Genomic DNA, 14,059 nt, shown 5'->3' with positions numbered 1-14,059 from the left:
TGCCATGGTTGAAGCTTCCTCCCCGCAGAGCGCCCTGCCTTCCGACAGCCTCATCATTCTTCCGGTGCGCCAGATGGTGCTGTTTCCCGGCACCGTATTGCCGCTGGCACTCGGCCGTCCGCAGTCGATTGCCGCCGCCCAGGAGGCGGTTCGCGCCGAGCGGCCTGTCGGCATCCTGCTGCAAAAGGATCCGACAGCCGAGGATCCGTCGCCCGAGCAGCTTCACCGGATCGGCACGAAGGCACAAATCCTGCGCTATGTCACGGGAGGCGACGGCACCCATCATCTCGTATGCCAGGGCCTGAACCGTTTCCGGGTCACCGATTTCGTGCCAGGCCATCCCTATCTCGCCGCACATGTCGCGGAGATCGGCGTGTCGGAGACGATGACGCCCGAGATCGAGGCGCGCCTGCGCCTGCTCAAGGAGCGGGCGCGTGAAGCGCTGGCGCTTCTGCCGGCGGCACCCGCCGAGCTTGCTGCCGCCATCGAGAGCCTGACATCGCCTTCAGCCCTTGCCGATTTCATCGCCGGCATTTCCGACAGCACGCCTGAGGTCAAGCAGCAGATCCTGGAGACCATCGACCTCGGCCAGCGCATGGACAAGGTCCTGGCGATGCTGGCCGAACGCATCGAGGTGCTGAAGATCACCAGGAGCATCGGCGAGCAGACGCAGCACACGCTCTCCTCGCAGCAGCGCGAGCACATATTGCGCGAGCAGTTGCGCCAGATCCAGAAGGAGCTGGGCGAGGGCGACGAGAAATCCGTCGAGCTGGCCGCCTTGCGTGAAGCGGTCGCGAAAGCCGGGATGTCGAAGGAGGCCGAGGACCAGGCCAAGAAGGAGCTCAAGCGGCTGGAGCGCATGCCGGAGGCCGCCGCCGAATATGCCATGATCCGCACCTATCTCGACTGGCTCGTCGAACTGCCCTGGTCGAAGATGACGCCCGACACGATCGACATCGCCGAGGCGCGGCGCGTGCTGGACGAAGATCATTATGGCTTGTCCAAGATCAAGCGCCGCATCCTCGAATATCTGGCGGTGCGCAAGCTCAATCCCGAGGGCAGGAGTCCCATCCTGTGCTTCGTCGGACCACCGGGTGTCGGCAAGACGTCGCTCGGCCAGAGCATCGCGCGCGCGACGGGACGCAACTTCGCCAGGCTCAGCCTCGGCGGCGTGCATGACGAAGCCGAGATCCGCGGCCATCGCCGCACCTATATCGGCGCCTTGCCCGGCAACATCATCCAGGCGATCCGCAAGGCCGACAGCCGCAATCCGGTCCTCATGCTGGACGAGATGGACAAGCTCGGCACCGGTGTTCACGGCGATCCATCTGCGGCGCTTCTCGAAGTGCTGGACCCTGAGCAGAACGGGACCTTCCGCGACAATTATCTGGCCGTCCCCTTCGATCTCTCCAAGGTGATGTTCATCGGCACGGCCAATGTGCTCGACATGGTGCCGGGACCGGTGCGCGACCGCATGGAGGTCATCGAGCTGCCGGGCTATACCGAGACGGAGAAGCTCGAGATCGCCAAGCGCTATTTGCTGAAGCGCCAGCTCGCCGCCGCGGGCCTGAAGCCCGAACAATGCGAGATCACGGAGGCGGCCATACTCGCGATCATCCGTGACTACACGCGCGAGGCGGGCTTGCGCAATCTCGAACGCAATATCGGGGCGATCTGCCGGCATGTCGCGGTCAGGATCGCGGAAGGAGAGGTCGATCACGTGAAGATCGATCCGGCGGCGGTCGAGACGATCCTGGGCGCCCGCCGATTCGAGAATGAGGTCGCGATGCGCACCAGCGTGCCGGGTGTCGCGACCGGTCTTGCCTGGACACCGGTCGGCGGTGACATTCTCTTCATCGAGGCGACGCGGGTGCAGGGCGGCAACCGGCTCATCCTCACCGGTCAGCTGGGTGAGGTGATGAAGGAGAGCGCGCAAGCGGCGCTGACCCTGATCAAGTCGCGGGCAAAGAGCCTCGGCATCGATCCGGCTGTGTTCGAGAAATCCGATATCCATGTCCATGTGCCGGCAGGCGCCATACCGAAGGATGGGCCGAGCGCCGGCGTCGCGATGTTCACCGCACTTGCTTCGCTGCTGACCGGCCGGGTGGCGCGCAGCGATACGGCGATGACGGGCGAGATCTCGCTGCGCGGCCTCGTGCTGCCGATCGGCGGGGTGAAGGAGAAGGTGCTGGCCGCGGCCCGCGCCGGCATCACCACCGTCATGTTGCCGGCGCGCAATCGGAAAGATCTGGAGGACGTGCCGGAATCGGCGCGCAACCAGGTGCGTTTCGTGTGGCTGGAAACGGTCGACGATGCGGTCAAGGCGGCCCTCGTGCCGGCCGGTGAGAGCGATGGGAGCCAACCCGCCGCGAGCGACACTTCATCGCCTGATCGCCGTGCCGCGCGCTCGCTTACCGAAAGCGGCTGAGGCTTCGGAGAACCCATGAAGATGAATGGAGCAAAGCGCGGAGCAGCCTTCAGAAGGGCCGTGCTCGCGGCGTTGACAACCGCGCTCGCGATCCTTGCCGAAACCGCTTTCGCGCAAGATGCATCGACCAGCCCGCCGATCTGGACCGTGCCCGAAATCGGCGCATTGCCCTACGACGACTACGGCAATCTGGTGCGCAAGGGGCGCGATCTGATCACCGCCACCTATGTCCATATCGGACCGAGCGCGCCGGCGGACAAGCGCTATGCCGGCAACAACCTGGCCTGCACGAATTGCCATCTGCAGGCCGGCACCAAGAAATTCGGGCTGCCGATCTTCGGGCTGTTCGAGCTGTTTCCGCAATACAACACACGGGCCGGTGCCGAGATCACGATCGAGGATCGCATCAACAATTGCATGACACGAAGCATGAATGGACGTCCGTTGCCGTCCGATGCGCCGGAAATGGCGGCATTCGTCGCTTATGTCAAATTCCTGTCGACCGGTGTTCCGGCCGGAGAGAAATTGCCGGGGCTCGGCGCCGGCCAGATGCCCGAACTCGACCGCGCCGCCGATCCGGCAAGGGGGAAATCGGTTTATGCCATGGCCTGCACCCAATGCCATTATCCCAATGGCGAGGGCATCGCCCGCACCGGCCTCGAGGTAAAAGGGGGCTACTGGGTGCCGCCGCTTTGGGGCCCGGATACGTTCAACGACGGCGCCGGCATGAACCGCCTCATCACCATCGCGAATTTCCTTCACTACAACATGCCGCACGGCGCCGATTATCGGAACCCGCAATTGTCGGTGGAGGATGCGTGGGACGTCGCGGCCTATGTCGTGTCGCAGCCGCGTCCGCAGAAGGAAGGCCTCGAGCGCGACTATCCGGATCTGCTGACCAAGCCGGTGGATGCGCCTTACGGCCCTTATGCCGACGGTTTCAGCGAAGAGCAGCATAAATACGGACCGTACGCGCCGATCCGTGAAATGCTGAAGCGACTCAAGGCCGAGAAGACGCCTTCGACATCGGATCAGTGATCAAAACGAGCTCAGGAGCCGACCACCTCAAGACCGCCAATCCTTCAGCTCATCGTCGAGATGGGCGTGCTCGCCTGGCACCTCGGCCTTAGCGATAAGCGCAATCTCCTCTTCGCTGAACTCTTCGAGCCTGACAGCGCGACGGTTGCGTCGTTTCAGGCGGGCATATTCTAGAATCATGACCAGGCGATAGCATCCAAATCTTTCATGGTGCACATATTACATGGAAACTGCACAGTCTGTAATCCCAAGTTAGTTGCACTCAAAGGCTAACCGACCGCGGAAATCAGCGTTCTGCTTGCGGGCTTGCCTTCATCGACATGAAGCGCGAAGCCGGTGGCGCCGGGGTCACCGATCTCGGGGCGCAACTGCATGCTGGGGATGAGATAGTCGCCGCCATTCTGCCGGCGATAGGCGATGGGTGCTATGGTCGCGAAGCTGCGCATCCGCTCGCGCAAGTCCTCAGCGATTGGCGCGAAGCCCGCCTCGTCGAGCTTGTCGGCGCGATAGACGACGAAGGGCGGCAGCACGTCATAGCCCGGATAATAGAGAATGCCGTGATTGATCGGGAACAGGAGGTCGTCGATCGGCCCATTGACGCCGCGCGGCGCATAATGCTCCGCCCAGCCGCCCGCGGTCACGATCAGCATGGCGCGCTTGCCGGCGAAGGTGCCTTCGCCATAGCGGTCGCCCCAGCGCTTCTCGCTGTGCTCGCCGACGCCATAAGCGAGACCATAGGCGAAGACCCGGTCGACCCAGCCCTTGAGGATCGCCGGCATGGCGAACCACCAGAGCGGAAAGTGAAGAATGAGCGCATCGGCCCAGAGCAGCTTCTCGATCTCGGCTTTGACGTCGCCGGTCAACGCGTCCTGGGCATATGCATCATGCGACGCCGTGACCGGCTTGAGCCGTTCCTCAGGTCTGAGCAGCGGGAAATCGGCACGGTCGACCTCAGATTTCCAACCATCGGCATAGAGGTCGGTGAGGCGCACTTCATGGCCCTGGGCCTCGAGCTCTTTAATGGCGACATCGCGCAGCGCGCCGGTGAGCGAGCGCTGTTCGGGATGGGCGAAGACAAACAGGATTTTCATGGGCGAGATCCTCGACGTGGCGACAGGCCCCTGAGGTAGACGCTTCATGAGCATTCCGGTAGTTATAGGGAATGCATATGATTATGCCGAAAAATGGATAAATCGGACATCACCCTCGAACGTATGCGCAGCTTCGTCCGCGTGGCCCAGCGCGGCAGCCTGTCGGCGGTGGCGCGCGAGTTCAGCCTCGGCCAGTCGACGGTGACGCGGCATCTGCGCGAGTTGGAAGAGGCGGTCGGTGTGCCCTTGCTGAGCCGGACCACCAGACGGATCACGCTGACCGATGAAGGCAGCCGCTATTATGCCGATTGTGTTCAGATCCTGAGGCTGGTGGAGCAGGCAGGCGATGAAGCGCGCGGCACACGCGGGGCGCCCGCCGGCCAGATCCGCATTTCCTGCTCGGCCGCCATTGGCGTCCTCCATATCAGCCGGCTGCTTTTCGCCTTCCAGGACCGCTACCCCGATATCGGCATCGATCTCAGCCTCACCGACGAGCGCATCGACCTGGTGCGCGAAGGCGTCGACATCGCGCTACGCCTGGGGCCGCTCACCGACAGCTCGATGAAGCTGCGCCCGCTGGGCATGAGCCGGCGGCTGCTGGTCGCGGCGCCTGCCTATCTTGCGGCGCGCGGAAGGCCGAAGGCGCCGCGCGACCTCATCGGCCATGAAGGCATCCGCATGTCGAACATAGCGGGAAGCGAGACGCTCGTTTTGGAAGGGCCGCGCGGCGCGCGCCATGAAGTGCCTTTCGGCGGACGGTTCCGCATCGACCATGGGCTTGCAGCGCGCGAGGCGCTCGCCGCCGGACGCGGCATCGCGCCTGCGCATCATTGGCTGATCGATGATCTCCTGGCCGACGGCCGGCTCGAAGCAATCCTTCCCGATCATGCGCCGCCCGCCGTACCGGTGAGCCTGCTCATCGTGCCGGAGCGCTCGGGCATTGCGCGGGTCAGGCTCCTGGTCGATTTTCTTGCGGTAGAGATCTTGAGCGTTCCCGGCATCGGGCGGCGAAAGGCCTGAACGGTCAGGTGTTGTCAGAAATGGATGTGCATGAGAGAATGACGCCCTTGCCGCGCGCAAGCCGAATTCTCCCAACAATCCGAAGGTGATCACGATGTCAGTGAAATGCATCAACCCGGAAGGTATTTCCACGCCCGAATCCTTCACCCATGTCATCACCGCCAAGGGCAGCAGGATGGTGTTCATCGCCGGCCAGGTTGCCGAAGACAATGGCGAGCTCGTCGGCCCTGGCGACATGGTGGCGCAAGCGCGGCAGGTCTTCGCCAATATCGGCCGCTGCCTGAAGGCCGCTGGCGCACGTCCCGACCAGGTGACGAAGCTCGGCATCTTCGTCGCCAATTACCAGCGGGACTATCTGCCTCAGATCGAGGAGGGCCGCGTGTCGCTGTTCGGCGATCACAAGCCGACCGACACGCTGGTCGGCGTGGCGGCGCTCTCGCATCCCGATTTCATGCTGGAAGTGGACGTGATCGCGGTCGTGGATGAAGGTGAATGACGCAACGCCCCATCAATGCCCTGGTGACCGGCGCCGGTAGCCCGACCGGCATCGGATTTGCGATCGCCGAGGCGCTCGGCGGGCAGGGCTGCCGCGTGGTCGTCGCCTCGACGACGGCGCGCATCGAGGAGCGGGCACGCGAATTGCGCGATGCCGGCATCGATGCCACCGGCCTTGCTGCGGACTTGACGGATCCTGAGGCCGTCCGGTCGCTAGTCGATGCCGCGGGCGATGTCGATGTGCTGGTCAACAATGCCGGCATGGCGAACCTCGGCACGCTCGACAAGACGGGACCGCTCGAGACCATCAGCGATGAAACCTGGATGCTGACGCTCAATCGCAACCTGACCACGGCCTTCCATGTCACGCGCGCGGTGCTGCCGGGAATGAAGGCGCGAAAATGGGGTCGCATCGTCAATATCTCATCGACCACCGGGACGGTCGCAGGCATCGCCAATGACAGTGCCTATGCGGCAGCGAAGGCGGGGATGCTCGGCCTGACGCGCGGGCTCTGCCTCGAAGTGGCGGCTCATGGGATCACGGTCAATGCGGTGGCGCCCGGCTGGATCGCCACCGGCTCGCAGACGGAGGCGGAGGCGCGAGCGGGGCGTGCGACACCGGTCGGGCGCTCCGGCACGCCGGCCGAGATCGCGAGTTGCGTCGCCTGGCTCTGCGCGGAAGGCGCTTCCTACATCACCGGCCAGTTGATCGTCATCGACGGCGGCAATTCGATCATCGAGGACAAACATGGCTGAAGCAAAAACGGCTCTCATCAGTGGTGCTGCCGGCGGCATCGGCGGCGCGACCGCACGGAAATTCGTGAGCGAAGGCTGGAGCGTGCTGCTCACCGACCGGGACGAAGCGGGCCTTCGATCGATCGCGCGGGAGCTCGGCGCGCCATTCCTTGCCGGCGACATCCGCGCGCGTACGACCTGTCTCGATATCGTCAATTGGGCGGTCAAGGAAACGGGCCGCCTCGATGCGCTGGTCAACGCCGCCGGCATATGGCGCGAGGGGCCGACGGAGAGCTGCAGCGAGGAGGATTTCGACACGGTCTTCGCCGTGAATGTCAAAGGCCTCTATTTCCTGACCGCGGCGGCGATCCCGGCCTTGAAGCTGAGCGAAGGCCTCATCGTCAACCTGTCGAGCGACGCCGGGATCCAGGGCAATCAGGGTGCGGCGCTTTATTGCGCCTCCAAGGGGGCGGTCACGCTCTTCACCAAGGCGCTGGCGCTCGAGCTCGCACCCTTTGGCGTGCGCGTCAATGCCGTCTGTCCGGGCGACGTCATGAGCCCGATGCTTGCCTTCCAGGCGCGCCGTTATGGCAATGGCGACGAGAAGGGGTATCTCGACCAATTGCTGCAAGGCTATCCGCAAGGCGAAAGCAGGGCACGTTTCATCGCGCCCGAGGAGATCGCTTCGCTGATCTTCTATCTGGCGCGCCCCGAGGCGGCGCCGATCACCGGGGCCGCGCTCTCGATCGATTTCGGCTATTCGGCAGGCAAGTTCTAGCTCACACCGATCGAGGCGGCTTTGCGCTGCCAGGCCGCGAAGATACCGTTGAGGCGCTGCATCGGTGTCGCGGCTTCAGCGAATGTGAACGAGCCTTTCTCCATCATCTCGGCCGCCGCGTCGATGACCGCGCCATAGATGCGGCGCGCGAGGGCGCTGCCGATGCTGATCCGCGCCACGCCCAGCTTCGACAGTTGATCGACGGTCAGGTCCGCGCCGACGAGGCCCATGACGACATTGAGCGGCCGGTCGATCGAGCCGACGACGTCGCGGATCTGTTCCGCCGTTCTGAGCCCCGGTGCATAGAGCACATCGGCGCCCGCTTCCTGGAATGCCTGCAGCCGTCTGATGGTGTCGGCGAGATCGGGCCGGCCATGCAGGAAATTCTCGGCGCGCGCCACGAGCTGGAACGGAATGGCCTGGCCGCGGACGGCGTCGGCCGCCGCTCTTATGCGCTCGACCGCGAGGCCGAATTCATAGATCGGCGCATCGGGACGGCCTGTGCTGTCTTCGATCGAGCCACCGGCGAGGCCCAGATCGAGCGTGCGGCGTATCGTGCGTTCGACGCTTTCGGGCGTGTCGCCATAGCCATGCTCGAGATCGACGCTCACCGGCAAGTTGACGGCTTGCGCGATCTCCACGGCATTGGCGAGAATGGCGTCGGTGTCGAGGATGCCGTCGGGCAGGCCGCGCGAGAAGGCAATCCCGGCGCTCGTCGTCGCCAGCGCCTCGAAGCCCGCATCGGCGAGGAGACGCGCCGAGCCGGCATCCCACGGATTGGGAATGATGAAAGCGCAGCCGCGATGATGTAACGCGCGCAAGGTTTCGGCTTTTTCGAGCTGTGTAGCCATCGGACTGATCCTTCATCGTTATGACGATGTTCTAGATCGTTCTTGCTCATCAGCAAAATTTGTAGTTTTTTGCTTGATCATAAGCGAAGCGCATAGGTGATTTCATGGATGCCGAAGCCCTCGAGACGTTTCTCGCCGTACATCGCGAGCGCGGCTTCTCCAACGCAGCGCGAAAGCTCCTGCGGACACAGCCCGCCATCTCGCGCCGGATCAGCCTCCTGGAAGAGGAGCTTGGCGTGCCGCTCTTCGAGCGTGCCGCGCAAGGGCCGGTCCTGAGCCAGGCCGGCCACGCGCTGCTGCCTTACGCGGAACGGGCGCTTGCCGCGCTGATGGACGCGAAGAACGCGGTCACCGCGTTGAAGAGCGCCAAGGCGGGAACAATCTCGCTCGCCGTCGTCGGGACCCTTGCCAACACGCCGCTGAGCGCGGCCTTCAGGGCCTTCGCCAAGAGCCATCCGGCGGCCGATCTCAGGCTGCGCACCGCGACGAGTGCGGAGGTGTCCGATCTCGTCCGCCGCGGCGATGCGGCCCTGGGCTTGCGCTATGAGGAGGACCTGCTGGCCGATCTCGATTGCGAGCTCATCGCGCGCGAGCCGCTGGCGGTCATTTGCGCCAAGGACCACAGGCTTGCCGGACGCTCGGTCGCAGGGCTGGCCGATCTCCGCTACGAACGCTGGCTCGCCTTCCCTGAGATTCCCGGCCGGCGGGAAATTTCCGCCGCCCATGTCTTCTCGCTGTTCCTGGCGCAGGGTCTCGACATCGACTGGATCGGCGTCGACAGCCTCACCGCCCAGAAGCGCCTGGTCGAGGCTGGCTTCGGCCTGGCGCTCATGGAGCAGAGCGCTATTGCCGATGAGCTCAAGACGCGCAGCTTGAGCACCATCACCGTCAGATCCCTGAAGGCGACGCGGCGGATCATGTTGGTGACGCGCAAGGGCGGCTATCTGAGCGGTGCGACGCAGGAGTTGATCAGGCTGCTGCGCAAGTCCTACAAGCGCTAGCGCCTGAAGCGCGGCCAGGGGAGGAAGGTGAAGCCGGCCGTTGCCGCGGCAAGCAGGCCTGCGATCACCAGGAATGCGGTGAGGAGGGGATCGGTGCCACTGGCGGTCGCGAGTGACGCCGCAAGACCGGTGAGCCATTGCATCAGAGCGATACCGAGGAACACCGCCATGGTGAATACCGCGAGCGCGCGCCCGGCGACCTCGTCGGAATAGGCGGCGCGTACATCGGCATATTGCAGGACGGTGAAACCCGTCAGGATCCCGGCGAGGATGGCCAGCAACACATCGATGATCGCCTGCCCCGAGAAGGCCAGCGCGAGGAAGACCAGGACATAGAGGATCGCCGTGCCGATGATCCAGAAGCGGCGCATGCGGTCGGTCACGGCGAGAAGCCCGAAGAGCGGCGGCCCCAATATCGTCGCGATCGAGACCGCCAGCATGACATGGCCGCTTTCGATGAGGGTGAAGCCATGCCGGTCCATGAGCATCGGCACGGCCCAAAGGCCGCGCAGCGAGATGAACGCGCTATAGGCGGCGGCCCCCAGAGCCAATATGCCGAGCGTATGTTGCTCGACCAGGATCGGGCCGATCTTGCCAAAAGCCTGCCACAAAGTTTCGCGCTCCTGCCGGCGCTGCGGCGCTTCGTTGGAGACGAGGCGGAAGACCGCGACGAGCACCAGGGCGGCGCAGGCGGCGAGCACGAGGAAGCCCAGGCGCCATGATCCGTGCTCGACGATCCAGGCGAGCGGTGTCCCGGTCGCCAGCATGCCGATGCCGCTCAGCGCGAGCACCAGCCCCGAAAGCCGCGCGAAGTGATCGCGCGGATAGCGGTTGGTGATGAAGACGATGGTGCCGAGGAAAGCGGGCGCGCAGCCGATGCCGATCAGGAACTGGCCCGCCATGAGAAGGGGAAGGCTGGGTGCCAGGCTTGAGAGCAGCGCACCGAGCACGGCGATCAGGAAGGCGGCGCTCACCGTGCGCCTTGGGCCATAGATGTCGAGCGCGACACCGATCGGGAACTGCGCCAGGGCGAAAGCCAGATGAAAGGCGGCGGCGACGAGGCTGATATCCTGATCCGATGCGGCGAAATCCGCCTTGAGCCCGCCGGCGATGACGGTGGCGACGGTACGGAAGGCCTGGCTCATGGCCGCGACCGCGGTCAGTGCCATGAGCATCATCCAGAGCGGCACGGCTTTGCCGGTGGGCGCGGAACGAGCGTCTGCCAATGAGAATGCGCCGGAGCGTCCCATGATCCGTTCCCTTCATATAACCAGGTTGATGGTTAGAGTCTGTCACTCATGTATTTGACTGTCAACCCCCAAGGGGGTTAGAATGTTCCGCATGACAGCGATGCTGATTTCAACGGTCAGCGAGGACCTCTGCCTCGACTACACCCACACCGTCTCCTGGCGTGGCGGTGATGCGCCGATCGAGCGGCTCGAGGACATCGACGATCTTCTCCAATGGATCGAGCACAATGCGGGCGTGGAACGTGAGGTCCTGCGACGGATCGGGCGCTGGACTCGCGACAACCCGGAATACGCGCAAGCGCTTCTCGATGAAGCGGTCACGACGCGTGAGACGATCTATCGCATCTTGAGCGCCATCGCCGAAGGCAAACCGGTCCCGGACAAGGATTTCGCTCGCCTGACAAGAGCGATCGCCGAGACACCACCGCGCAATGCGCTGGTGCGTTCGGATGGGCGCTTCGGCTGGCGCATCGCCGAGCTTCGCCCCGTCGTGGCGCATCTCCTGGCGCCGGTCTTGTGGTCGGCCGGCGATCTCATCCTCGCCGCCGATCGCCGCCGCATTCGCCGCTGCGCCAATGAGGAATGCCTGTGGCTGTTCCTCGACGAAAGCAAGAGCGGCACGCGGCGCTGGTGCGACATGGCCTCGTGCGGCAACCGCGCCAAGGCACGCCGCCATTACTCCAAGACCAAGCAGAGCTGAGAACGCTCAGAGCAGGGGCCTCATCAGCATCTCGAGGCCGAGCAGCAAGAGGCAGATGAGGAAGCCCAGGCGGAATGCCGGCGGGCTCACTCTTTTGCGAAGCGCCTGGCCCGCCCACATGCCGATGAGCGCGGGCGCCAGGGCAAGGGCCGACAGCGTCAGATTTCCCACATGGAACTGGCCACGCCAGGCAAGGCCGATGGCGAGAGCGATGGTGGAGATCGTGAAGGACAGGCCGAGCGCCTGGACGAGGTCATCTTTCTGAAGGCCGAGAGCCTGGAGATAGGGCACGGCCGGAATGACGAAGACGCCGGTGCCGCCGGTGACGATGCCGGTGGCGAAGCCGATGAGCGGCGACAGCCACGGCTCCAATTTCGCCGGCACTGCGAGCTGCCGGGCGAGCAGGGTATAGATGGCATAGACGACCAAAGCCGCGCCGAGCGCCGCCGTCGAGAGATCCGTGTTTCCGCTGGTGAGAAGCGACGTGCCGAGGATGGTTCCGAGGACGATCGCCATCATCATGGACCATAGCCGTTGCAGGATCGCGCCGAAGCTCGGTCCGGCGAAAAGCTGCCAGACATTGGTAACCAAGGACGGCACGATCAGGAGGGAAGCGGCGGCGAGGGGAGAGATGAGCGCCCCCAGCACGCCCATGGCGACGGTCGGAAGACCCATGCCGGTCACGCCCTTGACCATTCCCGCGACAAGGAAAGTTGCCGCAATGGCAATGAGTGTCGACTGATCCGTCATGGTCAATTGCGCCTAGAGCAAAGTAGTGGCTTTGGCGATAAGATTGCACCGCCATGGTCGAACCATGATATTTATCGGCCACGCGATCTCAAACCGGGGGACAGCCATATGCAGAGACGCTCGATGCTGCGTGCCGCGGCGGCCTTGCCTTTCCTGTCCATGGCGCCGGAGCGCGCGACGGCCGTAAACCAAAAGCTGTCGCGCCTGCGTCCCGGCGATGAAGGTTGGCCTTCAATCACGGATTGGGATCGCCTCAACCGGCAAGTCGGCGGTCGCCTCCTCAAGGTCACGTCGCCCGTTTCGGATTGCGTCGGCTCGCCGGACGCGGCGCGCATAGCGGAAACCTTCGGAAAGCTCGCCAATCCCTATTATCTGGGCGACGAAGCGGGACTGACCCAGGCCTTGGGTTGGGTCGACGCCTGGACGTCCGAGCCCAGCGCCTATGCCGTCGCCGCCGAAACGACGGAAGATGTCGTTGCGGCGGTGAATTTTGCGCGCGAGCACAGATTGCGGCTCATCGTCAAAGGCGGCGGCCACGGCTATCAGGGCACGTCGAACGCCGCCGGCTCACTCCTGATCTGGACGCGTCGGATGAAAGCAATCGCGGTGCATGACGCTTTCATCGCCAGAGGCTGCGAAGGCAGGCACGCAGCCGTGCCCGCGGTGACGATCGCGGCCGGCGCCTTGTGGGGACAGGCCTATGACACGGTAGCGAGCCAAGCCGGCCGCTATGTGCAGGGCGGTGGCTGCCTGACGGTCGGGGTCGCGGGGCTTGTCCAGGGCGGCGGCTTCGGCCCGTTCTCCAAAGCCTATGGCATGGCGGCGGCGAGCCTGATCGAGGCCGAGATCGTGACTGCCGACGGCAAGGCGCGGATCGCCAATGCCTGCACCGATCCGGAATTGTTCTGGGCCATCAAAGGTGGCGGCGGCGGAAGTTTTGGCGTCGTGACGAAGCTCACGCTGCGCACGCACGAATTTCCAGCGTTCTTCGGCGCCGTCTTCGCCACCATCAAGGCATCATCGGCCGAAGCCTTCCGCCGGCTGATCGCGAAGACGATCGCCTTTTATGGCGAAAGCCTGTTCAATCCGCATTGGGGTGAGCAGATCGCCTTCCGCCCGAACCATGAGATCAATATCGGCATGGTATTCCAGGGGCTCGATCAAGGCGGAGCGGAAAAGATCTGGCGGCCCTACTTCGAATGGGTGAAGGGCGCGCCTCAGGATTTCAGCATGGCCGGAGAGCCCGTCATCATGGCGGCCCCGGCGCGCGATTTCTGGCGCCCGCAGTTCCTGAAGCAGCTTCCGGGCCTCGTCCTGGCGGATGACCGGCCTCAGGCGCCCGAAGGCAACATATTCTGGGCGAGCAACAAGGAAGAGGCGGGGCAGGTTCTTTATGGCTACCAGTCCTCATGGATCGCGGCGGCCTTCCTCGCCGGCGAGCGGCGGGAGAGACTGGCCGATGCTTTGTTCCGCGCGGCACTGCACTGGAGCGTGTCGCTCCATTTCAACAAGGGCCTGGCCGGTGCGCCGGCCGCCGCGATCGAAGCGGCGCGTGACACGGCGATGAACCCCAAAGTGCTCGATGCCGCGGCGCTCGCGATCATCGGGGCCAATGGACCGCCGGCCTATCCGGGTGTTCCAGGACGCGAGCCCGATGTGGAGCAAGCCCGCCGGGAGGCCGCGGCGGTTGCTCGCGCGATGCAGGAACTGCGTAGCCTGATGCCGGACGCCGGATCCTATGTGTCGGAAAGCGACTTCTTCGAGAAGGACTGGCAGACGTCGTTCTGGGGGGCCAATTATGCGAGGCTCCGCGCCGCGAAGGAGATGTATGATCCAGAAGGCCTCTTCATCGTGCATCACGGCGTCGGCAGCGAGGGCTGGAGCGCTGACGGTTTCACCCGGTCCGGCTGAAATTCCGCCGC

13 protein-coding genes are annotated in these 14,059 nt (G+C 64.4%); 9 read left to right on the top strand and 4 right to left on the bottom strand.

From position 1 onward, the window contains the following. The first annotated feature begins 4 nt into the window (after nucleotides 1-4). On the top strand, nucleotides 5-2,428 hold the full coding sequence (gene lon / locus DS839_RS05645) for an endopeptidase La (protein ID WP_368911221.1): 2,424 nt from the start codon (nucleotides 5-7) through the stop codon (nucleotides 2,426-2,428). Nucleotides 2,429-2,443: 15 nt separating this feature from the next. Continuing rightward, the gene (locus DS839_RS05640; RefSeq protein WP_368911220.1) at nucleotides 2,444-3,466 is read left to right on the top strand and encodes a c-type cytochrome; all 1,023 of its coding nucleotides are present in this window, start codon (nucleotides 2,444-2,446) and stop codon (nucleotides 3,464-3,466) included. Nucleotides 3,467-3,735: 269 nt separating this feature from the next. On the opposite strand, the gene DS839_RS05630 is transcribed toward DS839_RS05640, so the two are convergent. After that, a complete protein-coding gene (locus DS839_RS05630; protein WP_119269290.1) occupies nucleotides 3,736-4,557 on the bottom strand; it encodes an NAD(P)H-dependent oxidoreductase in 822 nt (273 codons plus the stop codon). Between the two features lie 93 nt (nucleotides 4,558-4,650). Here DS839_RS05630 and DS839_RS05625 point away from each other — a divergent pair, with 93 nt between their 5' ends. From DS839_RS05625 to DS839_RS05610, 4 genes are all read left to right on the top strand, one after another. Next, complete coding sequence (locus DS839_RS05625) at nucleotides 4,651-5,577, top strand: LysR family transcriptional regulator (protein WP_119269289.1); 927 nt, start codon at nucleotides 4,651-4,653, stop codon at nucleotides 5,575-5,577. Between the two features lie 94 nt (nucleotides 5,578-5,671). Beyond that, nucleotides 5,672-6,073, top strand: coding sequence for a RidA family protein (locus tag DS839_RS05620; protein WP_119269288.1), 402 nt, complete (start codon nucleotides 5,672-5,674; stop codon nucleotides 6,071-6,073). After that, nucleotides 6,070-6,828, top strand: a complete 759-nt coding sequence (locus DS839_RS05615; protein ID WP_119269287.1) for an SDR family NAD(P)-dependent oxidoreductase — start codon at nucleotides 6,070-6,072, stop codon at nucleotides 6,826-6,828. The genes DS839_RS05620 and DS839_RS05615 overlap by 4 nt, the downstream gene beginning before the upstream one ends. Next, nucleotides 6,821-7,585 (top strand): SDR family NAD(P)-dependent oxidoreductase, encoded by a 765-nt coding sequence (locus DS839_RS05610; protein WP_119269286.1) that lies wholly within the window; start codon nucleotides 6,821-6,823, stop codon nucleotides 7,583-7,585. The genes DS839_RS05615 and DS839_RS05610 overlap by 8 nt, the downstream gene beginning before the upstream one ends. On the opposite strand, the gene DS839_RS05605 is transcribed toward DS839_RS05610, so the two are convergent. Next, complete coding sequence (locus tag DS839_RS05605) at nucleotides 7,582-8,436, bottom strand: isocitrate lyase/PEP mutase family protein (RefSeq protein WP_119269285.1); 855 nt, start codon at nucleotides 8,434-8,436, stop codon at nucleotides 7,582-7,584. The genes DS839_RS05610 and DS839_RS05605 overlap by 4 nt on opposite strands. A gap of 104 nt (nucleotides 8,437-8,540) precedes the next feature. On the opposite strand from DS839_RS05605, the gene DS839_RS05600 reads away from it, so the two are divergent. Then, the gene (locus DS839_RS05600; RefSeq protein ID WP_119269284.1) at nucleotides 8,541-9,437 is read left to right on the top strand and encodes a LysR family transcriptional regulator; all 897 of its coding nucleotides are present in this window, start codon (nucleotides 8,541-8,543) and stop codon (nucleotides 9,435-9,437) included. On the opposite strand, the gene DS839_RS05595 is transcribed toward DS839_RS05600, so the two are convergent. Next, nucleotides 9,434-10,606, bottom strand: a complete 1,173-nt coding sequence (locus DS839_RS05595) for an MFS transporter (protein WP_162918321.1) — start codon at nucleotides 10,604-10,606, stop codon at nucleotides 9,434-9,436. The two genes, DS839_RS05600 and DS839_RS05595, sit on opposite strands and share 4 nt — an antisense overlap. A 163-nt stretch (nucleotides 10,607-10,769) precedes the next feature. Between DS839_RS05595 and DS839_RS05590 the strand changes: the two genes are divergently transcribed. Beyond that, the gene (locus DS839_RS05590) at nucleotides 10,770-11,387 is read left to right on the top strand and encodes a CGNR zinc finger domain-containing protein (protein WP_119269282.1); all 618 of its coding nucleotides are present in this window, start codon (nucleotides 10,770-10,772) and stop codon (nucleotides 11,385-11,387) included. Nucleotides 11,388-11,393: 6 nt separating this feature from the next. Here DS839_RS05590 and DS839_RS05585 read toward each other — a convergent pair whose 3' ends face one another. Further along, nucleotides 11,394-12,137 (bottom strand): sulfite exporter TauE/SafE family protein, encoded by a 744-nt coding sequence (locus DS839_RS05585; protein ID WP_119269281.1) that lies wholly within the window; start codon nucleotides 12,135-12,137, stop codon nucleotides 11,394-11,396. A gap of 108 nt (nucleotides 12,138-12,245) precedes the next feature. On the opposite strand from DS839_RS05585, the gene DS839_RS05580 reads away from it, so the two are divergent. Then, nucleotides 12,246-14,048, top strand: coding sequence for an FAD-dependent oxidoreductase (locus tag DS839_RS05580; RefSeq protein WP_119269280.1), 1,803 nt, complete (start codon nucleotides 12,246-12,248; stop codon nucleotides 14,046-14,048). The last annotated feature ends 11 nt before the right edge of the window (nucleotides 14,049-14,059 follow it).

This window comes from Taklimakanibacter deserti, assembly GCA_003574785.1.
This window is presented reverse-complemented; position numbering and strand designations above follow the sequence as displayed.